We start from the raw sequence: 24797 nt of genomic DNA, 5'->3' as shown, positions 1-24797 counted from the left end.
CATATGAAGATCGGACTCGTCGGAGCCGGCCCCTGGGCCCGCAAGACTCAGGCCCCCTCGCTGCTCGCTCATCCGGGAGTGGACTTCACCGGAGCGTGGGCCCGCAGACCGGACGCCGCGGCCGATTTGGGTGCACCCGTCTACGAGTCCTTCGACGCCCTGCTCGATGCCGTCGACGCGGTGGCGTTCGCGGTTCCACCGGCTGTGCAAGCCGGGTTCGCGCTCCGCGCCGCGCGAGCAGGCAAACATGTGTTGCTGGACAAGCCCATTGCCGCCACCGTGGCAGAGGCCGAGGAACTGGCCGAGGCCGTCACCACCGCCGGAGTTCGTTCGATGGTGACTCTGACACTCCGATTCGCCCCGGAGACAAGGCAATTCCTCACCTCGACAGCGGGCCGTCCCTGGGCAGCCGGCTCCGGAACCTGGTTCTCCGGTGCCACCCTCGGCGGGGCGTACTCGGAATCGCAGTGGCGACACGACGACGGGGCGATCCTCGACATCGGGCCCCACGTCTTCGATCTCCTCGACGCGGCACTGGGAACCATTGCGCGCGTTGCCTACTCGCACCGCGACGTGGCGTCGGACAGTTGGACCGTTCTGCTCGAACACGAGGGCGGCGCGCGTAGCACCGTCCAATTGTCGCTGCGGACACCGGTCATGCCGTCGCTCATGCGGATCGAGCTGTCCGGACCCACCGGAGTCGACACCTTCACCGACCGATCCACGTCGTCGACCGACTGCTACGCCGTACTGCTGGACGAGTTCCTCGAGTCGGTGGAATCGGGTGTCGACCACGAATGCTCGGTACACCGAGGACTGCACTTGCAGAGGGTGATTGATCGGGGGCGGGAGTGGGCACCCTGATCGTGTGACCACCATGGACGTCAAAGATGCGATGTTCCACTACACCTCGGCCCCGCATCGCTCGATGGACCAGTACACGACGTTCGTCTTCGACTCGGGGGACCACGAGCCACCGACGTTCGACGACGTCGTGGCCCACGTCGAGAAACGCGCTCGATTGGTTCCGAGACTGCAGATTCGCATCGGCGATGCGGTGGGTCTGTTGGAGTACCCACGTTGGATCAGGGACCCGACGCCGCCTCGTGACCACGTGGTCGACCACGATCTCTCCGACGGTCGTCACACACTGAATTCGTTTCTGGCCGAACGCGCGTGCGTTCCGGTCGATGCGACGACGCGGGCATGGACCGTGCACGTCGGCAGGGGCCTGTCGGGCGTCGACGGTATCCGCGGTGCGGCCACTGTCGTGATCGTTCAGGTCAGCCACGCATTGTCCGACGGGTCGGTCGGTACCCGCATCGTTCGCGCTCTCTTCGGACCGGACGAGCCGACCGACAACGTCACGTTCCCCGACGACCCTGCCGTCTCGCGTCCACGTCGAGTGCGAGATGCGGTCGTTGCGACGGCGCTTCTGCCCTACCGATGGGCGCGGTCGCAGCGGCGGATGGGGCGGGCACAGCAGACGTATCTCGACGCAGTGCGGACCGGGGAGCTGGTTGCCCCCGCACCGGTCGAACCCACGCGCGTCAACGCCCATCCCGACGAAACGAGAGCGGTGCACGTCCTGCAGTTCCCGAAGTCGCAGTGGACGGGCGGGCCGGCCACCGTCACGGCTACCGCACTCACCGCCGTCGGAGCGGCGTTGTCGACGTATCTCGCTGCGCACGGAGAGAGGGACGGCACCCGCATCCGCGCCACGGTGCCCACCGCGATCGGAACGTCGGCGGCCTGGCCTGCCGTCAACCGAACCGTCCCCGCTGCCGTCGATCTGCATCCCGAGCTCACCGACGCGTCCGACCGAGCATCGGCAGTGGCACACGCGCTGAACCTGCAGCGTGAACGCGTGAACGATCGCCGCCACATCGACGCCACCCGATCGGCCGAGCTCTACCCCGCCGCTCTACTGCTCGGCTTCGGTCGCCGCGCCCGGCTCGTCGCCCCTCGCAGCGGAACGCCCGAGCGTGTCACCAGCCATACCGTGGTGACGAGCGTCAACCGAACCGGTCTGGACCTCGAGTTGGGGTCGAGCCGGGCCACCCTGTGCGCGGGGGTCGCGTCGCTGAGCCCGGGCTGCAGCATCACCCACGCCGTGTACGGATACGGGGACGTCGTCACCGTCTGTGTGACGGCCTGCCCGACGACGGTCCCCGATCACGCCGTGTATGCCGACCTGCTGCGTTCCGCAGTCGACGAGACCTGCGGTGCACTTCATGGGACGTCGACTACTGCAGTTCGACGATGAGCTCCACTTCCACCGACGCACCGAGCGGAAGTTCCGCGACGCCGACGGCCGAGCGGGCGTGCTTGCCTGCGTCACCGAAAATCTCGCCGATGACGTTCGAGGCTCCGTTGACGACACCCGGCTGACCGGTGAAGCCCTCCGCGGAAGCGACGAAGCCGACGGCCTTGATCACGCGTGCGACCGAGTCGATACCGACCAACGCATGCACCGCGGCCAGCGCGTTCAACGCACAGATCCGCGCAGCTGCCGTGGCGTCCTCGGCCGACACGTCGGCACCCACCTTGCCGACGGAGGTCAGGTTTCCGTCCACGATCGGCAGTTGACCGGAGGTGTAGACGAGCGAACCCACCTGTACAGCGGGGACGTACGCGGCCAGCGGCGGAACGACGTCGGGCAGCTCGATGCCCAGCTCGGAGAGGCGTTCGCTCCAGTTCGCCACGGCGTCAGCCCTTCGGACGCTTGAAGTACGCGACCAGTGTGTCGCCGCCGTTCGGTCCCGCCATGATCGTCACGAGCTCCCAGCCCTCGGAGCCGTAGTTGTCGAGAATCTGCTTGGTGGCGTGAATCAGCACCGGTGCGGTGAAGTACTCCCAGATGATCTTTTCGCTCATGACTCGAAGCCTATCGCCCACCGGAGTACGAGGGGTGCGTCACTGCGATCGGGTGATTATCGGTTCTGTCGGACGACCGGCATCGCGTCTCTATATGGTCGAGGCGTGGGTACATCGAAGCAAGAGGGATGGCCGGCGAAGGCGGATGCCGCGCGGCTGCATTTCGTGTCCGGCAAGGGCGGTACCGGTAAGTCGACGGTCGCTGCCGCGCTGGCGTTGGCGCTGGCCGCGGGCGGCCGGCGAGTGTTGTTGGTGGAGGTCGAGGGCAGGCAGGGCATCGCGCAGCTGTTCGACGTGCCGCAGCTACCGCCGGTGGAGACCCGCGTCGCCTCGGCGGACGGCGGCGGCGAGGTCTACGCGCTGGCGATCGACATCGAGACCGCGTTCCTCGAGTATCTCGACATGTTCTACAACCTCGGTTTCGCCGGCCGCGCGATGCGCAAGATCGGTGCCATCGAGTTCGCGACGACCATCGCGCCCGGCCTGCGTGACGTACTGCTGACCGGAAAGGTCAAGGAGTGCGTGGTGCGGACCGACAAGAAGGGCAACCGCGCGTACGACGAGGTGGTCGTCGACTCGCCGCCCACCGGCCGCATCGGAAACTTCCTCGACGTCACCAAGGCCATGGCCGACCTGGCCAAGGGCGGCCCGGTCCGCTCGCAGAGCGAGGGCGTGGTGCGGTTGCTGCATTCGTCGGACACCGTCGTGCACCTGGTCACCCTGCTCGAAGCATTGCCGGTGCAGGAGACGGCAGATGCGGTACGCGAGCTCGAAGCAGCCGACCTCCGCCTGGGCACGGTGATCGTCAACCGCACCGAGCCGACGTACCTGCCTGCCGACTCTCTCGAACCCATCGCCGAGGGCGAGATCGATGCCGTCGCAATTCAGGAGGGTCTGGCCAAGACCGGAATCACGTTGTCCGAGGCCGACTTCGCCGGTCTCCTGACCGAATCGATCGAGCACGCGTCGACGCTGTCCGCTCAGGTGGAGAGCGCAACACAACTCGACGAACTCGACGTCGCACGCATGACGCTGCCGATGTTGGCCGACGGCGTCGACCTCGGCGGCTTGTACGAGCTCGCCGCCACGCTCGCAGAACAGGGTGTCCGATGACTCGACCAGCAGCAACCGAACTCGACGTCGACCGCATCCTCACCGACCCCGCGTCACGAATCGTCGTGGTCTGCGGCGCAGGCGGTGTCGGGAAGACCACCACCGCAGCGGCGATGGCTCTGCGTGCCGCCGAACAGGGCAGGCGTGTCGTCGTGCTGACCATCGATCCGGCTCGCCGGCTGGCCCAGGCCCTCGGGCTCGGCGACCTCGACAACAGCCCGCAGCCGGTGAAATTGGGTGCCGACGCCAAGGGCGAACTGCACGCGATGATGCTGAACATGCGGCGCACGTTCGACGAGATGGTCATCGAACATTCGACGCCGGAAAAGGCGGCGCAGGTTCTGGCCAACCCGTTCTATCAGACTGTGGCGTCGTCCTTTTCGGGCACGCAGGAGTACATGGCGATGGAGAAGCTGGGCCAGCTGTCCCTCGACGCGTCGTGGGATCTGATCGTGGTGGACACTCCGCCGTCGCGCAACGCGTTGGATTTCCTCGACGCTCCGCAACGGCTCGGGTCGTTTCTCGACGGGCGTTTCATCCGGCTGTTGACCGCTCCCGGACGAGGAATCACCCGCGTCGTCACCAGCGCGATGAGCCTGGCGATGCGCGGCGTCTCGACCGTCATCGGCAGCCAAATGCTGTCCGACGCTTCGGCTTTCGTGCAATCGCTGGATTCGATGTTCGGCGGGTTCCGCGAACGCGCCACGCGCACATACCAATTGCTCCGCGAGGACGGCACCAGTTTCCTCGTTGTCGCTGCCGCCGAGCCCGACGCATTGCGCGAGGCCGCGTTCTTCGTCGAGCGACTCTCCGCCGAGAACATGCCGCTGGCCGGACTGGTGGTGAACCGGACGCATCCGACGCTGTCGTCGGTGCAGGCCGATCACGCCGCCACTGCCGCCGATCTCCTGGACCGAATCGACGACCCCGGTGCCGAACTGACTGCTGCGGTGCTGCGTATCCACGCTCAACGCGCAGTGACCGCGGCGCGCGAGGTGCGGTTGCTCAAACGCTTCACCGGCGCGCACCCCCGCGTACCCATCGTCGGTGTTCCGTCCCTGCCGTTCGAGGTCTCCGACCTCGCCGCACTACGCGCGGTGGCCGACCAGCTGACCCGCAGAGGCTGATCGGCCGTACCGGCAGGCGGTCAGATCGCCGCCTGCTGCTGACGCTGGGTCTCGAAGAATTCGGACCAGGAGTCGACCTCGGGGTGCTGCTTGAGCAGTGCCCTGCGCTGACGCTCCGTCATGCCACCCCACACACCGAACTCGACGCGATTGTCGAGAGCATCCGCGCCGCACTGCATCAGAACCGGGCAGTGCCGGCAGATGGTCGCGGCCTTGCGCTGCGCTGCACCCCGGACGAACAGCTGGTCCGGATCCGTGCCCTTGCACCGAGCGTGTGACACCCAAGCGATACGTGCTTCTGCTTCCTCTACATCGAGTCGCGTCGGCGCGGTTGTCGTGTGCATGGCGGATCCCCTTTACGTCTCGGTCGCCCTCACTGGGCGTCCTGGAGGCTCCGAGCAGTTTGTACCTCGGTGTCGAAGCACAAATTCTAGGAGCTGCCCCACATTCATTATCAAGTGTTATGCGAATCACACTGTGCTCATAATTTAGGTAAACCCGGCCCCGAATGCAAGACGGTGAGGTCACATTTCTGGTACGGGCGTCCCGAGCAGGGGCGCAGCGCACAACGCATGCGGGGCACTGCCGATCCGAACGAGGCACACGTACGCTGTGCTCTGTGTCAGTTGGAAAAACCGTGGCGAAGCTCGCCGGATGTTCAGCACTCGCCGGTGCATTGCTCGCCGGCGTGATGTTCCCCTTGGCCGGTGGGTTCGGGTTCGCGTCCAACCGCGCCGCCGATACCGTCGACAACGTCTCGGCCGAGTTGGTCGAGGGTGCCGTACCTGCTGTTTCGACGATGACCGACGTCAACGGCAACCCGATCGCGTGGCTGTACGAGCAGCGCCGCTTCGAGGTACCGAGCGACAAGATCTCCAACGAGATGAAGCTGGCCATCGTCTCCATCGAGGACCGGCGCTTCGCGGAGCACCAGGGCGTCGACTGGCAGGGCACGCTGCGCGCGTTCCTGACCAACACCACCAGCGGCCAGGTCCAGCAGGGTGCATCGACCATCGACCAGCAGTACGTGAAGAACTACCAGCTGCTGGTCGTGGCGAAGACCGACGCCGAGCGACGCGCCGCCATCGAGACGACGCCCGCCCGCAAGATCCGTGAGATCCGGATGGCGTTGACGCTCGACAAGGAACTGACCAAGGACGAGATCCTCACCCGCTACCTCAACCTGGTGCCGTTCGGTAATGCCTCCTTCGGCATTCAGGACGCGGCTCAGACGTACTTCGGCATCGATGCCAGCCAGCTCAGCGCCGTCCAGGCCGCGATGCTCGCCGGCATGGTCCAGTCCAGCTCGGCCCTCAACCCGTACACCAACGAAGAGGGTGTGATCGAGCGCAGGAACACCGTGCTCGACACGATGATCCAGAACCTCCCCGAGCGTGCGGCCGAGCTCACCGCACTCAAGGCCGAGCCCCTCGGCGTGCTGCCCGTCCCCCAGACCCTGCCCCGCGGCTGCATCGCGGCAGGCGACCGAGGATTCTTCTGCGACTACGCGTTGCAGTACCTCGCACAGGCCGGAATCAGCCAAGAGCAGATCGACAAGGGCGGATACCTCATCCGCACGACGCTCGACCCCGCGGTCCAGAACTCCACCAAGGCCGCCCTGGTCAGCAACACCAGCCCCTCGCTCGACGGCGTGGCGACGGTGATGAACGTCGTCACCCCGGGCCAGGACCAGCACCGCGTCCTGGCCATGGGCAGCAGCCGCACCTACGGCCTCAACGCCGACGCCGACGAGACCGTGCAGCCCCAACCGCACTCCCTCGTGGGTAACGGAGCCGGCTCCATTTTCAAGATCTTCACCACGGCCGCCGCCATGGAACGCGGACTGGGCACCAGCGCAACGCTGCAGGTCCCCAAGCGCGTGGAGGTCAAGGGCGTCGGCGACGGTGGTGCTCGTAACTGCCCGGCCTCCACCTACTGCGTGGAGAACGCGGGCAACTACCCACCCGCGCTGTCCATCACCGACGCGCTGGCTCAGTCCCCCAACACGGCCTTCGTCAAGCTGATCGAGTCCGTCGGCGTCACGCCGACGGTCGACATGGCCGTCCGTCTCGGCCTGCGCTCGTACACGGACCCGGGTTCCTCGGGTGCCGAGCAGTCGATGGCCGATTTCCAGAAGAGTCAGAACCTCGGCTCGTTCACCCTCGGACCCACCTGGGTGAACCCGCTGGAGCTGTCCAACGTGGCCGCGACCTTGGCTTCCGGTGGCAAATGGTGCCCGCCGACCCCGATCGACTCGATCTTCGACCGCGACGGCAAGCCCGTTCCCGTCGCTCACCAGGCCTGCGAGCAGGTCGTCGAACCCGGTCTGGCGAACACCCTCGCCAACGCTATGAGCAAGGACGACCAGGCAGGTGGCACGTCCGCGTCCGCCGCTGCCTCGGCCGGCTGGAATCTGCCGATGTCCGGCAAGACCGGTACCACCGAGTCGAACCGATCCTCGGGCTTCCTCGGGTTCACCAACAATTACGCCGCCGCCGTGTACACCTACGGCGACTCACCGACGCCCAGCGAGATCTGCTCGTTCCCGCTTCGGCCCTGCGGTTCGGGAAACCTGTACGGCGGTAACGAACCCGCGAGAACCTGGTTCGACGCGATGAGCCCGATCGCCACCAACTTCGGGCCCGTCCAACTTCCACCGGTCGATCAGAAGTACGTCCGCGGTTCGGCCAACGGACAGGTACCCGACGTCACCGGCCAGAGCCAGTCGTCCGCGACGTCCACGCTGCAGGGTGCGGGCTTCCAGGTGACAGCGGTGACGACGGCCGATCAGGCTGCGCGCGGAACCGTGGTGTCGACGTCACCGTCGGGCAGTGCGGTTCCCGGATCGAACATCACGATCTACGTCAGTGACGGATCGGTTCGCCCGGCACCGGCTCCGGCCCCTGCCCTGCCGCCGGGTATCCAGATACCGGACCTGCCGCCGGGTATCCAGATACCGGCGATCCCGGGGCTCACCGCTCCTCGCTAGTGCCTGCGGCAGTGGTGTGGTTACGGCCCTCCTGGGGCACATAACCGCACCACTGCGCGGAGCGCACTACAGGCGGTCTTTGACGGCCTTCGACAGGCGGGATCCATCGGCCTTACCGGCGGCGAGTCCCGACGCGATCTTCATGACCTGGCCCATCTGCTTCATGGCCGGTCGCTCGCCCAATTCCTCGGCAACCTGGGCGATGGCGGTGTCGACGATGGTGGCCAGTTCCTCGTCGGTCAGCGGAGTGGGCAGGTACTCGTTGATGATCTGCGCCTCGGCGTGCTCGTTGGCGGCGAGTTCACCGCGACCGTTCTGCGTGTAGATCTCGGCCGATTCGCCGCGCTTCTTCGATTCCTTCGCCAGCACCTTCAGGACGTCGTCGTCGGTCAGTTCGTGGGCCTCCTTGCCGGAGACCTCCTCGGTCTGAATGGCGGCTAGGATCATGCGCAGCGTTGCCAGCCGGAGCTTGTCCTTCGCTTTCATCGCTGTGGTCAGGTCGGTTCGGATACGGGCCTTGAGTTCGGACATGGCAGAAACGCTACGCGGCCCAGCCGTCGGCTCGCGCGTCCATATCGGCTTGCTGCCGTATCGTGGACTGGGTGGCCGTTCACTTCAGTTCCTCGTTACTGCCCACCTCGGCGCAACTGCGCAGCGCTTCGACGCAGCTGCGGTCGGTTGCCGAGCACACGCGCGACGTCGTCAGAGCGGCACCGCTCAAGAGCTCGGTGATCGGGACGGCGGGTGCTGCGGCCTTGGGCATCGGCTACGCCACCCTCGTCGAGCGCAACGCGTTCACGCTCCGTGAGACGTCGATGGCGGTGCTCGAACCCGGCTCCGCGACGCTGCGAGTACTGCACATCAGCGACCTGCACATGATGCCGGGCCAGCGGATGAAGCAGAACTGGCTCCGCGAACTGGACCGCCTCGAACCCGACCTCGTGGTCAACACCGGCGACAATCTGTCGCACCAACGCGCTGTCCCCAGCGTCGTGCAGGCTCTCGGGCCGCTGCTGTCGCGTCCAGGGCTGTTCGTGTTCGGCAGCAACGACTACTTCGCGCCCAAGCCGAAGAACCCCTTCAAGTACTTCGACAAGAACCACAAGCGCACGACGGGCGAGTCGCTGCCGTGGCGTGACCTGCGGGCTGCGTTCTCCGAACGCGGTTGGCTCGACGTGACGCATGTCCGCCGCGAACTCGAGGTCGCCCGAGTCCGGATCGCATCGGCGGGCGTCGACGATCCGCACCTGAAGCGCGATCGCTACGACACCATCGCCGGCCAGCCGAACCCGTTGGCAGACTTGCGCCTCGGCATCACCCACTCCCCGGAGCCCCGGGTATTGGACAAGTTCGCGCAGGACGGTTACGACCTCGTCCTCGCCGGGCACACCCACGGCGGCCAGCTGTGCCTGCCGTTCTACGGTGCGCTGGTGACGAACTGCGAGATCGATCGCTCCCGGGTCAAGGGTCCGTCCAAGTGGGGCGCGCACACGCAGCTCCACGTGTCGGCCGGTCTCGGGACGTCGCCGTACGCGCCTGCCCGCTTCTGCTGCCGCCCCGAAGCAACCCTGATCACGCTCACTCCTGCCCCCAGAAAGGGCCCGAAGGACGTCTCCGACGAGGGCGTTTCGCGTTCTGAGGCAGTCGTGAGTTAGACTTCTCCAGCGGTACACGGGGTGTGGCGCAGCTTGGTAGCGCGCTTCGTTCGGGACGAAGAGGTCGTGGGTTCGAATCCCGCCACCCCGACAGTTGGACCACGAAAAGGGACCCACTCGATTCAATCGAGCGGGTCCCTTTTCTTTGCCTGATCGGCGCTACTGTGAGGCATGCCGACCCCCACCCGCGTTCATGTCACCCATCGGTTCGCTTCGTCTCCCGACGCCGTCTTCGCGGCGCTGTCCGAACACGAGAACCTCGGCCCGTTGTTCCTGGCCAAGATCCGCCGGGTGCGCGACGGAGACACCTCCCGCAACGGCGTCGGATCGGCTCGTAGCCTGAAGCTGGGGCCACTCCCCGCGTTCGAGGAGACCACCACCGTCTCCGAGCCGAACACCCTCATCGAGTACCGCATCACCAAAGGTGGCCCGCTACGCGGTCATTGGGGTGTGCAGAAGCTGACCCCCACCACTGACGGCGGTACCGAACTCGACTACACAATCGGATTCGACGCCCCGATCCCCGGTCTCGCCGCGATCGTCGGCAAGGCGTTGACGTCGAACATCTCGAAGAACCTGCCGCGCTTGGCTCGGTAGCACAGCCGCAAAACGACAAGACCCCGATCGATGGTCTCGATCGGGGTCTTCTCGTGTGTGCTCAGCTGGACGCAGCGCGCAGCTTCTCCAACAGTGGGCCGGCCGCCTCGGCCAGGAAGCGCTCCTGAGTTTCGTCGCCCACCTGGACCAGCGCGATGTCGGTGTAACCGGCCTCCCAGTACGGCTTCACGGCCTCGACGATGTCGTCCAGGTCCGGTCCACACGGGATCGTGTCGGCCACATCCTCTTTCCTGACGAACTTCGTCGCACCGGCGAAACCGGCCGTCGTCGGCAGATCCGCGTTGACGGCCCAGCCGCCGGCGAACCAGCGGAAGCGGTCGTGTGCGCGATCGATGGCAGCGTCCTTGTCGGGATCCCACGAAATGGGGATCTGGCCGATGGACCGCGCCGGTCCGTCGTGGTTGTCCGACCACGCCTTGACGAGATCCGCATCCGGCTCGGTGGCGATGAGGTGATCGCCGTACTCGGCGAACCGCGCCACGGCCTTCTCGCCGCCGGCGGCGATGCCGATCGGGACGCCGCCCTCGGGCAGGTCCCAGATCCGAGCGGAGTCGACGCGAAAGTGCTTGCCCTCGTGGGTGACCAGGCCACCGGCGTGCAGTGCGCGGATGATCTCGAGCGCCTCGACGAACATGTCCTGACGCTTGTCGATGGAGGGCCAGCCTTCACCCACGACGTGCTCGTTGAGGTTCTCGCCGCTGCCCAGGCCCAGAGTGAAACGTCCGTCGGCCAGAATCTGCAACGTCGCGGCCTTCTGGGCGACGACGGCCGGGTGGTACCGGATGATCGGGCACGTCACGTACGTCATCAGCTCGACGCGCTCGGTGGCCTGCGCGACCGCACCCAAAGTGGTCCACGCGTAAGGAGAGTGCCCCATGGACGAGAGCCACGGCGAGTAGTGGTCACTGCTGACCTCGAAGTCGAAGCCGACCTTCTCGGCTCCGACGGCGTACTTCACCAGCTCTTTGGGACCGCTCTGCTCGGTCATCAACGTGTATCCGAAATTGGTCATGCTGTTCTCCTAAATTGTTGCGACGGAACCGGCGTCGACTCGGTAGTTGGATCCGTTGACGAAGGACGCGCGATCCGAGCACAGGAACGTGATCACCGAGGCCACTTCCTCGGGTTCGCCGCGGCGTCCCAGTTCCATGTACGGGCGCTCCTCGTCGAGGAAGCTCTCGATGGCACCGTCTCTGTCGGTGCCCTTCTCCTCGGCTCGCTTGTCCATCATCGCGTCGGTCATCGGGGTGTGAATGAATGCCGGGGAGACCGCGTTGACGAGTAGGCCCTCCGACGCGTAGCTGCGCGAAAGCCCCTTGGCCAGAGCCAGTACTCCGGCTTTGGCCGAGCAGTAGGGCAATTCGTCGTCGTACGGCTGCACGGCGTCCTCGGACGTCAACAGCACGATGCGCCCCCATCCACCGCGCCGGAGGGCGGGGAGAAACGCGCGCAGTAGGCGGACCGGGCCCATGAGGTCGATGTCGAGGGTGGAGCGCCACCCTTCCTCGTCGATCTCGTGGAACAGCCCCTGAGCGCCGGTGACGCCGGAGGACTGCACCAGAATGTCGATGTCGCCCACGGCCTGCTGTGTGCGCACTGCCAGGTTCTCGACGGCCTCGGTGTCGGTCACGTCCGCGGCGAACGCGAACAGCTGTCCCTCTGCTGCACCGAGTTTCGCGGCGGCCTCGTCCAACGAACTCTGGTCCTTGTCGCTGACGACCACACGGACGCCCTCGGCCAGCAGCAGCTTCGCAGTGTGCCACCCGATGCCGGAGTCGGCTCCGGTCACCAGTGCGGCTCTACCGTCGATTCCCAAATCCATTCGATCCCACTTTGCGCTAGAGGTCGGTTGTCAGGCTGTGGCGTCGTGCGAACGCGCGATGGTCAACGCCGCATTCACCAGGGCCAGGTGGCTCAAGCCCTGCGGGAAGTTACCCAGAAACGACCCATCCGAAGCATCGATCATCTCGCTGTACAGCCCGACGTCGTTGGACATTTCCACCAATTGGTCCATCAGGGCCGTGGCCTCGTCGTCTCGGCCGACGCACGACAGCGCCGATACTCGCCAGAACGCGCAGGCCACGAACGTGACCTCTTCCTCGGACACTCCGCTGTAGCGGTACATCAACGGCCCGGCACCGAGCTCTTCGCCGAGCGCATCGATCGTGGCCGAAATACGTTCTCCGCGATCGAAGTTCATCTCGGCTGCCAACAGGACCGACGCGTCGAGCCCGTCGGCACCCGGGTACGCGAGGTAGGCCTGCCGCTCCTCGGACCAGCACTCGGTTTCGATGTACCGCCGTATGCACTCCTTCTCGGCTTTCCACCGATCCGGTATGCCCGGGATCTCCCCGGCTTCGGCCAGGTGCACCGCGCAGTCCAGTGCCTGCCAGCACCCGAGCTTGGAGCTCGTGTAGTGCTGCTCCACCTCGAGCTCCCAGATACCGGCATCCTTGCGCTGCCACGAGTCGCAGGCCTCGTCCGCGATGGTCGCCAACAGCCGACCGGTCTGTGCGTCGAGGATGTTGCCCGCGTCCACGTACTGCCGAATGATCGAGAACAGGTCTCCGAAGATCATGAGCTGGAGCTGGTCCGCCGCGGCGTTGCCGTTGACCACCGGTCCGATGCCGCGCCAGCCGGGCACGTCGGGCTGCTCTGTGCCGCCCGGCAATTCGCCGCCGAGGGTGTAGAACACGTTCACCAACGGATCGTTGACTCGAATGACCTTCAGCAGCCACGCGACCGCCGCATGGATTTCCTCACGCAGACCGAACCGTTGCAGCGCCCGAATGGTGTACGCGGCGTCGCGAACCCAGGCGTACCGGTAGTCCCAGTTCTTGCCACCGGTGCGATTCTCGGGCAGTGACGTGGTCGCTGCCGCCGCGATAGCACCGGATGGGCTGTGCAGCAACAACTTCAACGCCAACGCGCTGCGAGCGACGTGCTTCGCCCACGGGCCCTCGTACGAGAACTCGTCCGACCAGACGCGCCAATTGTCGATGGTCCGGTCGATGCCCTCGTCGAGGTGTTGAGGATCCGGCAGCGGCAGTGGCTCGTTCTCGGTTCCGACCACACCGATGACGTGACGCGAACCCGAGCGCGTGGTGAAGACGCCGCTGATGTCGCGATCCGCGAGCTGCACGTCTTCGATCCCCAAAGTCCGGACTGCCAGCGTCAATCCGTCGACGCGCAAGACGGTTCCGTGCTCGGTGTCGTACGCCCACGGCGACGCGATACCGAGCATCGTGCCCGGTGCGACGGACCACGTCATGTCGACTGTCCCGTCGAGTCCGTCGATACGGCGCGCCAACTCCACCCACGGCAATCGCCCGGCCACACCGGTGTTGAGCGAGTCGGTGATTCGGACGGTACCGCTGTCGGTGCGGAACGTGGTGGTCAGAACGTTTGTGCCGGGCACGAATTCGCGCTCGACGGTGAACTCGCCTCTGGGCGTCAGTTCGATGTACCCACCGTGCGGGGCGTCGAGCAGCGAGGCGAACGGCGGTGGCGAATCGAGGTTGGGTACCGGGAACCAATCGATGCGGCCGTCGTCGGCGATCATCGCGACGGTCCGGCCGTCACCGATCGCGCCGTAACTTTCGATGGGGACGTACCCGTCGACCCTCGGACAAGGCTTTCGGAAGTTGCTCAAGCACTTGCCTTGTCGGCAAGGATCGGGCTCTCGGCGAGGTGTTCCAGCAGATCGGCCGGGTCGTCGAACACTGCCACCGCACCCGCGTCGAGCAGCTCTGCGCGTGAGATACCGCCGCTCAACACGCCGATGGCCCGCACCGCTGCCCGGCCCGCGGACTCGATGTCCCACACGCTGTCTCCCACCATGATCGCGTGTTCGGCGTCGACGCCGGCGCGCTCGAGCGCAGCACCGATGATGTCGGGCTCCGGCTTTGCCACCTCGGCGTCCTCGCCGGATGTCACCACCGCTACCGAATCCTCGACCTCGAGCAGATCACGCAACGTCGACAGCTCGGACTCCGGAGCGGACGTCGCGAGCACCACGGTGACCTCGCGAGTGTTCAGCTCTGCCAACAGCTCCCGTGCACCCGGCAGGATTTCCAAGGTCTTCGACGCCGCCGCGTAATACTCCCCGTGCAGGGTTTTTGCTTCCTGCGCGAGCGCGCTGTCGGACGAACCGACCAACGCCTCCAGCAACTTCGACCCGTCCATCCCGATACTGCGATGAATGCGCCACGACGACACCTCGTGCCCGGCATCGCGGAACGCGCGGGACCACGCGTCGACATGGACGTAATTGGAATCGACGAGCGTGCCGTCGATATCGAACAACACCGCGTCGACCTTCGGAGCACTTTCAGACATGGGTGTACGAATACCCATGGGCTGTACACGCAAACAAAACGGGCCCCTCACCACCGGTGAGGGGCCCGCATCGAATTCAGGTTTCAGCTGGCCTGGGCCTGCCACATCCAGTGCAGCTGCTCGAGCCGAGCAGTGATGGCGATGAGCAGGTCCTGCGTCACCGGGTCGGCTTCCGCGGTATCGGCGACGCGTCCACGCAGCCGGTCGACGACGGCAGCGATGTTGTCGACGATGGCCGGCACCACTTCGCTGTCCTGGGTCCACCCGGCACCGAAGCCTTTGGTTCCTGCCGTCGAGGAGACGGTGGCTGCCCGGCCGTCCGGGCTGACACCGATCGCGGTGGCGCGCTCGGCCGCCTGATCGGTGAATTCACGTGCAGCAGTGACCAATTCGTCGAGCTCGAGGTGCACGGACCGGAAGTTCTTGCCGATCACGTTCCAGTGCGCCTGCTTCGCGATGAGCGAGAGATCGATCAGGTCGACGACGGTGCCCTGCAGAGCGTCGCCCGCGATCTTCTGCTGACCTGCGTCGAGGGTGCTGGTGATGGGGTTCGTCATGATGTGGCCTCCCTGCCGTTGTGCGACGGTGTGCATCGCACGCCATTATTGTGCTTCCGTCTGTATTGCACAACGGCGGCGCCGCGCCGGTTGTTCCGGGATCGGCGTCGTTGTGACGCCGATCCCAGGAACGTCCGGATCAGACCTTGGCGGCCTCGTCGGCAGGATCGTCGATCGCGCCGGCACCGGTGGTGGGAGCGGTCTCGTTCTGCTGCGACCGAACACCTTCCTCGACCTTCTTGCCGAGCTCGGGGTCGACGTTGGTCCAATACTCGAACACCCGGCTCAGAACCGGCTCGCTGACGCCGTTGAGGACGTGTCCGACGATGTTTCCGACCAGACGCTCGCGCTGCGCGTCGTCCATGACCTCACGGACCAGGGCTCCCGCTTGCACGAAGTCGCCGTCCTCGGGGTGCTCGATGTAGCCGGTGCGGACGAAGCGAGGCTCGAAGTCCCACGCTCCGTCGTCGCCGTACTTGTTCGTGTCCGCCGACGGACCGCCGAAGGAGTTCGGCGCGTAGACGGGCGTCTCCGGAGAGTTGAACGAGTACCGCATGTTGCCGTCCTTGGAGTACGAGTTGACCTCGGACTTCGGGGCGTTGACCGGCAGCTGCGCGTAGTTCGCTCCGATGCGGTACCGATGCGCGTCCGCGTAGGAGAACACACGGCCGAGCAGCATCTTGTCGGGGCTGAAGCCGATGCCGGGCACGGTGTTGGACGGCTCGAACGAGCTCTGCTCGATCTGCGCGAAGAAGTTCTCCGGGTTGCGGTTCAAGGTCATCTTGCCGACCTCGATGAGCGGGTAATCCTTCTGCGACCAGACCTTCGTGAGGTCGAACGGGTTGTACTTGTAGTTCTCCGCCTCGTCGTACGGCATGAGCTGGACCTTGAGGGTCCAACTGGGGAAGTCGCCGTTCTTGATGGACCCGAACAGATCCTGACGGTGGTGGTCGGGTGACGTACCCGCAACCTCGTCGGCCTTGTCCTGCGTCAGGAAGTCGATGCCCTGATCGGTCTTGAAGTGGAACTTCACCCAGGTCTTCGTGCCGTCCTCGGCGATGAGCTGGTAGGTGTGCGAACCGAAACCGTCCATGTGGCGGAACGACTTCGGGATGCCGCGGTCACCCATGAGCCACGTGACCTGGTGCGCCGACTCGGGCGAGAGGGTCCAGAAGTCCCATTGCATGTTGTTGTCACGCAGACCGGAGTCGGGCATGCGCTTCTGGCTGCGAATGAAGTCCTGGAACTTGATCGGATCCTTGACGAAGAAGATCGGCGTGTTGTTGCCGACGAGGTCCCAGTTGCCTTCCTCGGTGTAGAACTTCAGCGAGAAGCCGCGCGGATCACGCCAGGTGTCGGGGCTACCCTGCTCGCCGGCGACGGTGGAGAACCGTGCCAGCATCTCGGTCTTCGCGCCGGGCTGCAACGCCTTCGCCTTGGTGTACTTGCTGATGTCACCGGTGATCTCGAGCTCGCCGAACGCGCCCGCGCCCTTGGCATGCACGACGCGCTCCGGGACCCGCTCGCGGTTGAACTGCGCCATCTTCTCGATCAGGTAGTGATCGTGCAACAGGATCGGGCCCTGTGCGCCGGCGGTGAGCGACTGATCGTCGCTGGCTACGGGGATTCCCGAATTGCTGGTGGTGGGCTTGCTGGTGGTCGGCTTGGTCATACGAAGCCTCCTGATGGCTGTATCGAGTCCGAGAGGGCTGTCCCGGACGAAATCTGTGCGGCCGAGGGCGCGGCCGGATTCTCACGGGGAATGCCCGTACTCACGCGGCATAAACCCTCGAGCTCGACCACCAGCATGCCATCAATCTGTACTAAGTCAAGAAAAGGGTTGCCGTCAGGGCACCAGCCGCGCCTCACCCGTCCGCATCGAACCCGACACGATCTGCAACCCGAAATACGTGCCCGACGGCATCCAGCGATCGAGCGTCGGCCCCGACGCATCCACCTCCACCCGGGCCAACCTGGCTTTCCCCTTCAAGCTCGCGACGCCCAGAGCCGATCCGCCGGGCACCGGCTGCGCGAACCCGATCGATCCACGCATCGGAAATATGGGCCCGAAGCCGCGGGAGCCGGTCCGCACCGACCAGTCCCCACCGCTGACCCCGGCCTTGTTCAGCACGTCGCCGTCGAACTCGGCCAGCACCTTGGGCAGATGCCAGTTGGTCCTGCCGCCGTGCACCGACGTCGCGGAATCGACGGCGATGAACGGCACCGACATCCGCGGGATCTTTCCGACGTCCCGGCGCAACACCGGGCTCGCCAGTATCTCGCGGTAGGGACCGACGGGTGACGTCATGTAGTCGACGACCATGCACATCGTGATCGGCAACGTCTTCGCGCCGGCAGGCGCGAAATCCGACGACCGGGCGCGATGCCACCAGATCGTGGCTCGGACGTTCGCCGGCCACGGCGCAGCGGGGCTGACCGGCCAATCGGTGCGCTCGGTCTCGGACTCGGCGACGCTCCACATCAGGAGTCCCTCCCCACGACGGTCAGCGGCAGGCGCAGCGCGCCCGGCGCGGTCACCGGCACCACCGGGTTGGACGGTTGAACCGGTGCCACCTCGACATAACCCGAGCCGACGGCAGGCCTACGGTCCGGCTCACCCTTGTTGGGCCACAATGCCATTGCCCGCTCGGCCTGCGCGGTGATGGTCAGAGACGGATTGACACCGAGGTTGGCGCTGACGGCAGACCCGTCGAGCACATGCAGGCCCTCGTACCCGTACACCCGCTGGTAGCCGTCGATCACACCGGTGTTCGGTGAATCACCGATGGCGCAGCCGCCGAGGAAGTGCGCGGTCATCGGAATGTTGACGATCTCGGCGATCGACCCGCCCGGATCGCCGCCGATCTTGTCGGCGAGCAACCTGATGGCCGTGTGCCCCTGCGGAATCCACTGCGGCGGCGGATCGCCCGCCCCGGGCCGACTCGTCAGACGACGCCCGAACGGCCCCTTCTTCGAGCCGAGTTCGAGGGAGTTGTCGTCGGTCTGCATCACCAGAGCGATGACAGTGCGTTCGGACCACCGATGGACCGACAGACTGCGGGCCGCCGCGCCGGGGTGGCGCAGCGCCACTCCGAGCGTCTTGAGAATCCGAGGCACCTTGCCGCCGCCGTCGCTGAGAACGGTCTGCAGCAGCCCGATTGCGTTGCTGCCCTTGCCGTATCGCACGGGTTCGATGTGCGTGTGATCGTCCGGGTGGAACGAGGAGGTGATCGCCACTCCCTCGTGGTAGTCGACCTCGCGTCCGCGCGCCGTTGCGGCCAGCACGGCCTCGGAGTTGGTACGTACCAACGAACCGATCTTGTTCGACAGCCGCGGCAACGAGCCCTTCTCCTTCGCGGCGAGCATGAGCTTCTGCGTTCCATAGGTGCCCGCCGAGAAGACCACCTGATCGGCGGTGATCGTCTTCTCCTTGCGGCGCAACTTGCCGCCGGTGCGCCGCGTCACCACGTCGTAGCCGCTGCCGTTCGGGCGGACGTCCACGACGGTCGTCAGCGGAAGGATGTGTGCGCCTGCACGTTCAGCGAGGTAGAGGTAATTCTTGACGAGGGTGTTCTTCGCGCCGACGCGGCAACCCGTCATGCACGAACCACACTCGGTGCACCCGGTCCGCTCGGGGCCGGCACCACCGAAGAACGGGTCGGGTGCGGTCTTGCCACGGTCACCGAAGTAGACGCCCACCGGAGTCGAGGTGAACGTGTCGCCCACGCCCATGTCCTCGGCGACCTCCTTCATGACCTTGTCCGAGGCAGTGATCGTCGGGTTCGTCTCGACCCCGAGCATCCGACGCGCCTGGTCGTAGTACGGATTCAGTTCACGCTTCCAGTCCGTGATGGCACCCCACTGCGGATCCTCGAAGAACTTGGTCGGCGGCTGGTACAGCGTGTTGGCGTAGTTGAGCGAGCCTCCGCCGACGCCTGCCCCCGCCATCACGAGCACGTCGGGCAACAGGTGTATACGTTGGACGCCGTAGCAGCCGATCGCCGGAGCCCACAGGTACTTACGCAAACGCCAACTGGTCTTGGGCAATTCGTGATCGGCGAACCGTCGGCCGGATTCCAACACCGCCACCCGGTAGCCCTTCTCGACGGCCCGCAGCGCGGCGACGCTCCCGCCGAACCCGGAGCCGATGATCAGTACGTCGTAGTCGCTCATGCGGAAACCGCCTTCTTGTCTGATTCACGGGTGTCGGAGACGAGTCGGTAATTCGAGGTGTCGAACGTTCGCGTCTTGTTGCGGAACCGGAATGTGTACGTGGGCCACATCGTCGAGTTGCGTCCGTTGGCGTCGAGGTACCAGCTCGAGCAGCCGCCGGCATTCCAGACTGTGCCGTCGAGAGAAGAGTCGACCCACGAGTTGTGCTGCTGCTGTGCGGATTCGGACACCTCGACGGCGGTTGCATGATGGTCCCGCATCTCGCTGAGCGCCGAGACGACGTAATTGGCCTGCGACTCGAGCATGTAGACGATCGAACTGTGCCCGAGATTGGTGTTGGGGCCGTACATCAGGAAGAGGTTCGGGAACCCGGCGACGGTGGTGCCCAGGTGGGCCTGCGGGCTACCGCCCCAGCGCTCCGCGAGCGTACGACCATCGCTGCCGCGCAACAGATGCGACACCGGCGGTTCGGTCGGGGTGAACCCCGTCGCGAAGATGATGGTGTCCACCTCGTAGTTGCGGCCCGACGCGTCGACGACGCCGTTCTCGGTCACCGACGTCAGGCCCGATGTCACCAGGTCGACGTCGGGTCGATCCAGCGTCCGCAGCCAATCATTGGACAGCAGAAGACGTTTGCAGCCGGGTGCGTAGTCGGGGGTCAGAGCCGCCCTCTTCGTCGGGTTCTTGACCTGACGCTTCAGATTGGCCTTCGCGAATGCCTTGACGGCGGGCAACATCCACGGATTGTCGGCCAGAACGGTCACGTATGCCTCGCGGTACCCGTAGATGAGGCCGCGAACCGCGCGATGAGCCGCGGGCACCTTCTCGTACAGAGTCCGCTCGACCCGGCCGATGGTGCGGTCCAGACGTGGGATCACCCAGGCCGGTGTGCGCTGAAAGACGGTGAGCCGCTGGGCCTTGTCGACGATCTCGGGCACGAACTGCACCGCCGACGCTCCGGTGCCGATCACGGCGACGCGCTCCCCGGTGAGATCGTGCTCGTGGTTCCACGTCGCGGAGTGGAACACCGTTCCCTGGAATGTGTCGATGCCCGGGACGTCCGGGATCTTCGGCGTCGACAGTGCGCCGGTGGCAGCTATGAGAACTCTGACGCTCGCCGCGCCCTTCGAGGTCTGCACGGTCCACCGCTGGTCCGTGTCACTCCAATCGGCCGACAGCAGTTCGCAATCGGTGACGATGCGATCCCGCAGGTTCAGCCGCTCGACCACCGATTGGAGGTAGTCGAACAGCTCCGGTTGGCGCGCGAAGGTGTGACTCCACTTCGGGCTCGGCGCGAACGAGAACGAGTACAACGACGTCGGGACATCGCACGCACACCCGGGGTAGGTGTTGTCCCGCCATGTGCCGCCCACCTCCGACGCTCGCTCGATGACGGTCACGTCGGCACTCGGATCGGCGGCGAGGATCTTCGCCACCGCGGCGAGGCCGGCGAAACCGGCTCCGACGACGAGCACGTCGACTTGTTGGGGCAGTGCAGAATTCACGAGTCCATCACCTTTTCGGACCAGACGGGGAGGAGCCGTCCGCGCAGCTGCGCGTCGGCTTCGGGGGTACGGAACAGAGCCGATACAGCGAGCCCGCGTGCCAGCTCGACGCTGAGCTCGATGGACTCGGTGGACATGCGGCTACCCATGACGATCTGAGCGCCGCTCTGGATGGCCTCGGCGACGCGGCGCTCGAGCGGAACCATTGCCTCGTGCAGAGCCGGATCGGTACGTGCCGCGACCCACAGCTCGAGCGCGGCATAGAACAGCGGGCCCGAGAACGCGTCGACGAGGATCTCGGGTCCGCGTTCCGGATCGGGCTCGGCTTCCAGAATCTCGGACAGGCGGCGGTCGACGAGATGCTCGACGGCAGCGGTCACCAACGTCTCCTTGGTCGGGAAGTGGTGCAGCTGCGCTCCACGGGATACTCCGGCACGCCGCGCGATCTCCTGCGTGCTGGTCTTCGAGAAACCCAGCTCGACGAGGCACTCGATGGCTGCATCGAGCAACTTGGCGCGGGTCCCCGCGGTGCGTTCGGCCTGCGTGCGGCGCGGGGTAGGCGCGCCGTCGCTGACCTCTGTGTCGGTAGTCACACTTTGCACAGTAGCGTCAAAACAACAAACAGTCCAGCCTGACTTTAAGTTTTGTCACAACTGAGTTCATCCGCCTCCAGGACCGCCGACAGACCCGCGCGAAGGTCCCGGACGAAGTAGTCGCGCCGTTCGAGTGAAGGGAAGTGACCGCCGGCGTCGGGTGCCCGCCATCGAACGATGCGCCGGTACCTCTGCTGGGCCCATGGCAGCGGGCACTTCGCAATGTCCCGGGGATATGTCGTGATCGCGGCCGGGACATCGACGCGGAGGTCCGGGTCGAGTGAGTGGTGGCTTTCGTAGTAGATGCGGGCCGACGACGCCCCGCTACGTGTCAACCAGTACAGGGTGACGTTGTCGAAAAACGCCGTGCGAGAGATCGTCTCGAACGGACTGCCCTCGGTGTCCGTCCACTCCGCGAACTTGTCGAGAATCCAGGCCAACAGCCCGGCCGGGGAATCGACGAGTGAATACCCGATCGTCTGCGGCTGCGTCGCCTGCAGTGTCGCGTAGGCGATGCGATCACGGTCGAACTCTCGGGTGTGCTGAACCCAGCCGAGCTCCTCGGCCGTCAGTCCGTCCGTCGACAACCCGGGCGGCGCTTCGGCGTAGGTCGTGTGGATTCCGATGACCTGCTCGGGGAATCGGCCGCCCAGGATCGTGGTGACGACACCTCCCCAATCACCCCCGTGGGCGAGGAACCGCTCGTAGCCGAGGCGACCCATGAGCTCGACCCACGCGGCCGCGATCTTCTCGGTGCCCCACCCGGTCGTCGCAGGTTTGTCGCTGAACCCGAAGCCCGGAAGAGACGGGACCACGACGTGGAATGCACGTGCCGAGAGGTCCGACGGATCGGCCAGTTCGTCGATGATGTCGAGGAATTCGACAACACTGCCCGGCCAGCCGTGCGTCACGATCAACGGCGCTGCGTCACTCCGCGGTGAACGACGGTGCAGGAAATGAATCCCCACGCCGTCGATCGTCGTGCAGAACTGCCCGACTCGGTCGAGCCTCGACTCGAGCGATCGCCAGTCGTATTCGGTGCGCCAGAACTCGATCGCGTCCGTGAGCTCCGTGAGCGGTACCCCCTGCTCCCATCTGCGCGCGCCGGCCACGGTCTCGGATTCGGGCAGGCGAGCCGCGTCGAGCCGTGCGACCAGATCGGCGAGGTCGGCGTCGGTTGCGCGCCACTCGAACGGGCGGACATCGGGCTTGTCGACGCGCATCATGAAGGCTCCTTTGTTTACTTGAACCGGCAAAGGCAGTTCTAACAGCGCAGACGGCCTGTCGCAACCGGCTAAGGTGGTTCTATGGCAAGGAGCTTCCCCGATTTCCGACCTGGCAATGTCCTGTCGACGGCATTCACCGGAACCCTCACCGAGCGTCGCGGCGATACCGTCGAACGAATCCCTGTGCCGGAACGGCTCGCCGACTGGTTGACTCTCCACGGACTCGCCGTCGAATCCTGCACCGACTCACAGCTCGACGCGGCTCGGGAGCTACGGGAAGCGATCCACCTCTGCGCTACTGCAGCCGCGACTGGAGATCGACTGCCCACTTCCCCCGTTCGCATTTTGAACGACCACAGCCTTCGGGGTCGGGCGTCGGCAATCCTGTCGCCGTCGGGCGTCCGGCAGTGGAAGTTGACGGCTACGACGGGGGTCGAGGACGCCCTCGGTGTCATCGCAGCCGACGCAATCGACATCGTCGCCGGTGAGCGAGACGGCACGTTGGCGTTGTGCGCATCGCCTACGTGCCGCGCAGCGTTCTTCGACACCAGCCAGAGCCGCAGCCGCAAATGGTGCGACATGAATACGTGCGGAAACCGTCAGAAGAAGGCACGCATGGCGGCCAACCGTGGCACCACATCGTCGCGCTGACATCGGCCACACTGGCATTCGTACGCTGCTTCGACGGAAGGAATACACGATGACCGGTCATTCCGTGCGCCCCGAGGACATACTTCCCGACGGAGCCGAAAGAGCGTCGTTCGACGGGCTCCCGATACGGAAAGGCACCGTGGCGGCGTTCGTCGCGAATGCGCGCGCGCTCCGCGACGTGGAACCCGGGACCGAGGCTCACGACGAACTGATCGCGACGCTGAAAGAGCTGGCACCGCAGCTGGCGGCAATCGGAGTGTTCGAGGTGTTCGAGCCACGGGACCCGCAGATCGCCCACCTGGTGGACGTCGCGACTCACACCGACTGACCGACAGTTTGTGCCGACTCGCCGCGGGCAATACCCCGGCCATGGCTCTCCCCTCGCACGGCCGCTTCGAGTACTCCCCCATCGTCGATCGGCCTCGGTTCGAGTGGCCCGGCGGCGCGCGTCTCGCGGTGTATGTCGCGGTCAACTGCGAGCACTTTCCGTACGACGACGGGCAGCCCGGCCTCGGTTACACGCCTGCGATGGACCAACCCAACACGTACAACTGGGGCTGGCGTGAATACGGCAATCGCGTCGGCGGCTTCCGCATCGCAGAGACATTGCAGCAGTGCGGAATTCGGCCGACACTGCTGGTCAACACCGAGGTGTACGAGCACGCTCCGCAGCTGACCGCAGCGTTCCGAGCACTCGACGCCGAGGTCGTCGCACACGGCCGAACGAACGCGGTGCAACCGAACGATCAAGACGAGGACACCGAACGTCGCTCCATCGAGGATGTCACCGCCGCGATCGAACGACACGAGGGAGCACCGCCCAGAGGATGGATGAGCCCAGGTGCCAACCCGAGCCGCGACACCGAGGACCTCCTCGCGGAGCGCGGTTACCAGTACACCTTGGACTGGCCCGTCGACGACCAACCGGTGTGGCTACAGACCCGCGGCGGCCCGCTGCTGAGCGTCCCGTATCCCCATGAGATCAACGACCTGCCGATGTTCGTCCATCACCATCAGACCGCAGAAGCATTCGAGCACAACATCATCGGAAGCTTCGACGAACTGAAGGAGAACTCGGCAAGGCAACCGGTGGTGCTCGCGATTTCCGTGCACACCTTCCTGACGGGACAGCCCTACCGACTGCGACGGTTCCGTGCTGCACTCGAGCACCTGACCGCCAACAACGACGGCGTCTGGTTCACCACCCCCGGCGACATCGCGGCGCACTACCGCACGGTTGCACCTCCCGTCCGATAGATCGGCAGGATCACAGCCGGCGTGGAGTCAGGCGGCTCGCTGTTTTCGTCGGTGGTAGCTGGGAAGGGGTTGCTGTCCGGGGTCGATGGATTCGGGTGGGAGCGGGTAGGGGCTGTCT

At 65.6% G+C, this 24797-nt stretch carries 25 protein-coding genes and 1 tRNA gene; 11 read left to right on the top strand and 15 right to left on the bottom strand.

Going from position 1 to position 24797, the window contains the following annotated elements:
* Positions 1-3: 3 nt before the first annotated feature.
* Complete coding sequence (locus J1M81_RS23315; RefSeq protein ID WP_206498939.1) at positions 4-864, top strand: Gfo/Idh/MocA family protein; 861 nt, start codon at positions 4-6, stop codon at positions 862-864.
* 13 nt (positions 865-877) lie between these two features.
* Positions 878-2266, top strand: coding sequence for a wax ester/triacylglycerol synthase domain-containing protein (locus J1M81_RS23310; RefSeq protein WP_241258414.1), 1389 nt, complete (start codon positions 878-880; stop codon positions 2264-2266).
* On the opposite strand, the gene J1M81_RS23305 is transcribed toward J1M81_RS23310, so the two are convergent.
* Both J1M81_RS23305 and J1M81_RS23300 read right to left on the bottom strand, forming a co-directional pair.
* On the bottom strand, positions 2247-2705 hold the full coding sequence (locus J1M81_RS23305; protein WP_027494498.1) for a RidA family protein: 459 nt from the start codon (positions 2703-2705) through the stop codon (positions 2247-2249). The two genes, J1M81_RS23310 and J1M81_RS23305, sit on opposite strands and share 20 nt — an antisense overlap.
* Positions 2706-2709: 4 nt before the next feature.
* Positions 2710-2877 (bottom strand): DUF4177 domain-containing protein, encoded by a 168-nt coding sequence (locus tag J1M81_RS23300; RefSeq protein WP_072691993.1) that lies wholly within the window; start codon positions 2875-2877, stop codon positions 2710-2712.
* Positions 2878-2982: 105 nt separating this feature from the next.
* On the opposite strand from J1M81_RS23300, the gene J1M81_RS23295 reads away from it, so the two are divergent.
* Together J1M81_RS23295 and J1M81_RS23290 are read left to right on the top strand one after the other, a co-directional pair.
* Positions 2983-3990 (top strand): ArsA-related P-loop ATPase, encoded by a 1008-nt coding sequence (locus tag J1M81_RS23295; protein WP_027494499.1) that lies wholly within the window; start codon positions 2983-2985, stop codon positions 3988-3990.
* On the top strand, positions 3987-5117 hold the full coding sequence (locus J1M81_RS23290; protein ID WP_027494500.1) for an ArsA family ATPase: 1131 nt from the start codon (positions 3987-3989) through the stop codon (positions 5115-5117). The genes J1M81_RS23295 and J1M81_RS23290 overlap by 4 nt, the downstream gene beginning before the upstream one ends.
* Positions 5118-5137: 20 nt before the next feature.
* Here the strand turns inward: J1M81_RS23290 and J1M81_RS23285 are convergent, their stop codons facing one another.
* Complete coding sequence (locus J1M81_RS23285; RefSeq protein ID WP_008712729.1) at positions 5138-5461, bottom strand: WhiB family transcriptional regulator; 324 nt, start codon at positions 5459-5461, stop codon at positions 5138-5140.
* A 293-nt stretch (positions 5462-5754) separates the two neighbouring features.
* Between J1M81_RS23285 and J1M81_RS23280 the strand changes: the two genes are divergently transcribed.
* Complete coding sequence (locus J1M81_RS23280) at positions 5755-8106, top strand: penicillin-binding protein (protein ID WP_308051307.1); 2352 nt, start codon at positions 5755-5757, stop codon at positions 8104-8106.
* Between the two features lie 66 nt (positions 8107-8172).
* Here J1M81_RS23280 and J1M81_RS23275 read toward each other — a convergent pair whose 3' ends face one another.
* Positions 8173-8637 (bottom strand): GatB/YqeY domain-containing protein, encoded by a 465-nt coding sequence (locus J1M81_RS23275; protein WP_027494503.1) that lies wholly within the window; start codon positions 8635-8637, stop codon positions 8173-8175.
* 197 nt (positions 8638-8834) lie between these two features.
* Here J1M81_RS23275 and J1M81_RS23270 point away from each other — a divergent pair, with 197 nt between their 5' ends.
* The 3 genes from J1M81_RS23270 to J1M81_RS23260 all read left to right on the top strand — a co-directional run bounded on the left by J1M81_RS23270 (position 8835) and on the right by J1M81_RS23260 (position 10358).
* Positions 8835-9761 carry a metallophosphoesterase gene (locus J1M81_RS23270; RefSeq protein WP_308051306.1) on the top strand — a complete coding sequence of 309 codons (927 nt, stop codon included), beginning with the start codon at positions 8835-8837 and terminating at the stop codon, positions 9759-9761.
* Between the two features lie 17 nt (positions 9762-9778).
* A tRNA-Pro gene (locus J1M81_RS23265) sits at positions 9779-9852 on the top strand.
* Between the two features lie 80 nt (positions 9853-9932).
* Complete coding sequence (locus tag J1M81_RS23260; protein WP_206498935.1) at positions 9933-10358, top strand: SRPBCC family protein; 426 nt, start codon at positions 9933-9935, stop codon at positions 10356-10358.
* 61 nt (positions 10359-10419) lie between these two features.
* Here J1M81_RS23260 and J1M81_RS23255 read toward each other — a convergent pair whose 3' ends face one another.
* The 11 genes from J1M81_RS23255 to J1M81_RS23205 all read right to left on the bottom strand — a co-directional run bounded on the left by J1M81_RS23255 (position 10420) and on the right by J1M81_RS23205 (position 22768).
* A complete protein-coding gene (locus J1M81_RS23255) occupies positions 10420-11391 on the bottom strand; it encodes an LLM class F420-dependent oxidoreductase (RefSeq protein ID WP_206498934.1) in 972 nt (323 codons plus the stop codon).
* A 9-nt stretch (positions 11392-11400) separates the two neighbouring features.
* Positions 11401-12201: an SDR family NAD(P)-dependent oxidoreductase gene (locus J1M81_RS23250; protein ID WP_027494507.1), complete on the bottom strand. Its 801-nt coding sequence runs from the start codon at positions 12199-12201 to the stop codon at positions 11401-11403.
* Between the two features lie 30 nt (positions 12202-12231).
* On the bottom strand, positions 12232-14031 hold the full coding sequence (locus tag J1M81_RS23245) for a glycoside hydrolase family 15 protein (protein WP_206498933.1): 1800 nt from the start codon (positions 14029-14031) through the stop codon (positions 12232-12234).
* Entirely contained in the window at positions 14028-14717 is a 690-nt protein-coding gene (locus J1M81_RS23240; RefSeq protein ID WP_206498932.1) for an HAD family hydrolase, read from the bottom strand. Before J1M81_RS23240 ends, J1M81_RS23245 begins: the two co-directional genes overlap by 4 nt.
* Positions 14718-14800: 83 nt before the next feature.
* Positions 14801-15274: a Dps family protein gene (locus J1M81_RS23235; RefSeq protein ID WP_027494510.1), complete on the bottom strand. Its 474-nt coding sequence runs from the start codon at positions 15272-15274 to the stop codon at positions 14801-14803.
* 139 nt (positions 15275-15413) lie between these two features.
* Complete coding sequence (locus J1M81_RS23230) at positions 15414-16946, bottom strand: catalase (RefSeq protein WP_027494511.1); 1533 nt, start codon at positions 16944-16946, stop codon at positions 15414-15416.
* A gap of 174 nt (positions 16947-17120) precedes the next feature.
* Positions 17121-17756 (bottom strand): hypothetical protein, encoded by a 636-nt coding sequence (locus J1M81_RS23225; RefSeq protein WP_032400321.1) that lies wholly within the window; start codon positions 17754-17756, stop codon positions 17121-17123.
* Positions 17756-19447: a GMC oxidoreductase gene (locus J1M81_RS23220; protein WP_032364560.1), complete on the bottom strand. Its 1692-nt coding sequence runs from the start codon at positions 19445-19447 to the stop codon at positions 17756-17758. The genes J1M81_RS23225 and J1M81_RS23220 overlap by 1 nt, the downstream gene beginning before the upstream one ends.
* A complete protein-coding gene (locus tag J1M81_RS23215; RefSeq protein ID WP_308051304.1) occupies positions 19444-20952 on the bottom strand; it encodes an NAD(P)/FAD-dependent oxidoreductase in 1509 nt (502 codons plus the stop codon). Before J1M81_RS23215 ends, J1M81_RS23220 begins: the two co-directional genes overlap by 4 nt.
* Complete coding sequence (locus J1M81_RS23210; RefSeq protein WP_057472567.1) at positions 20949-21545, bottom strand: TetR/AcrR family transcriptional regulator; 597 nt, start codon at positions 21543-21545, stop codon at positions 20949-20951. Before J1M81_RS23210 ends, J1M81_RS23215 begins: the two co-directional genes overlap by 4 nt.
* A gap of 44 nt (positions 21546-21589) precedes the next feature.
* Positions 21590-22768 carry an epoxide hydrolase family protein gene (locus tag J1M81_RS23205; RefSeq protein WP_057472897.1) on the bottom strand — a complete coding sequence of 393 codons (1179 nt, stop codon included), beginning with the start codon at positions 22766-22768 and terminating at the stop codon, positions 21590-21592.
* Positions 22769-22852: 84 nt separating this feature from the next.
* Between J1M81_RS23205 and J1M81_RS23200 the strand changes: the two genes are divergently transcribed.
* The 3 genes from J1M81_RS23200 to J1M81_RS23190 are packed head-to-tail and all read left to right on the top strand — an operon-like array spanning position 22853 to position 24679.
* Positions 22853-23422: an ABATE domain-containing protein gene (locus tag J1M81_RS23200; protein WP_206498931.1), complete on the top strand. Its 570-nt coding sequence runs from the start codon at positions 22853-22855 to the stop codon at positions 23420-23422.
* A 49-nt stretch (positions 23423-23471) separates the two neighbouring features.
* A complete protein-coding gene (locus J1M81_RS23195; protein ID WP_094693706.1) occupies positions 23472-23750 on the top strand; it encodes a hypothetical protein in 279 nt (92 codons plus the stop codon).
* A gap of 41 nt (positions 23751-23791) precedes the next feature.
* A complete protein-coding gene (locus tag J1M81_RS23190; protein ID WP_206498930.1) occupies positions 23792-24679 on the top strand; it encodes a polysaccharide deacetylase family protein in 888 nt (295 codons plus the stop codon).
* Positions 24680-24797 lie beyond the last annotated feature (118 nt).

It is taken from the genome of Rhodococcus sp. KRD175, from assembly GCF_017168275.1.
GTDB lineage: Bacteria > Actinomycetota > Actinomycetes > Mycobacteriales > Mycobacteriaceae > Rhodococcoides > Rhodococcoides fascians.
This window is presented reverse-complemented; position numbering and strand designations above follow the sequence as displayed.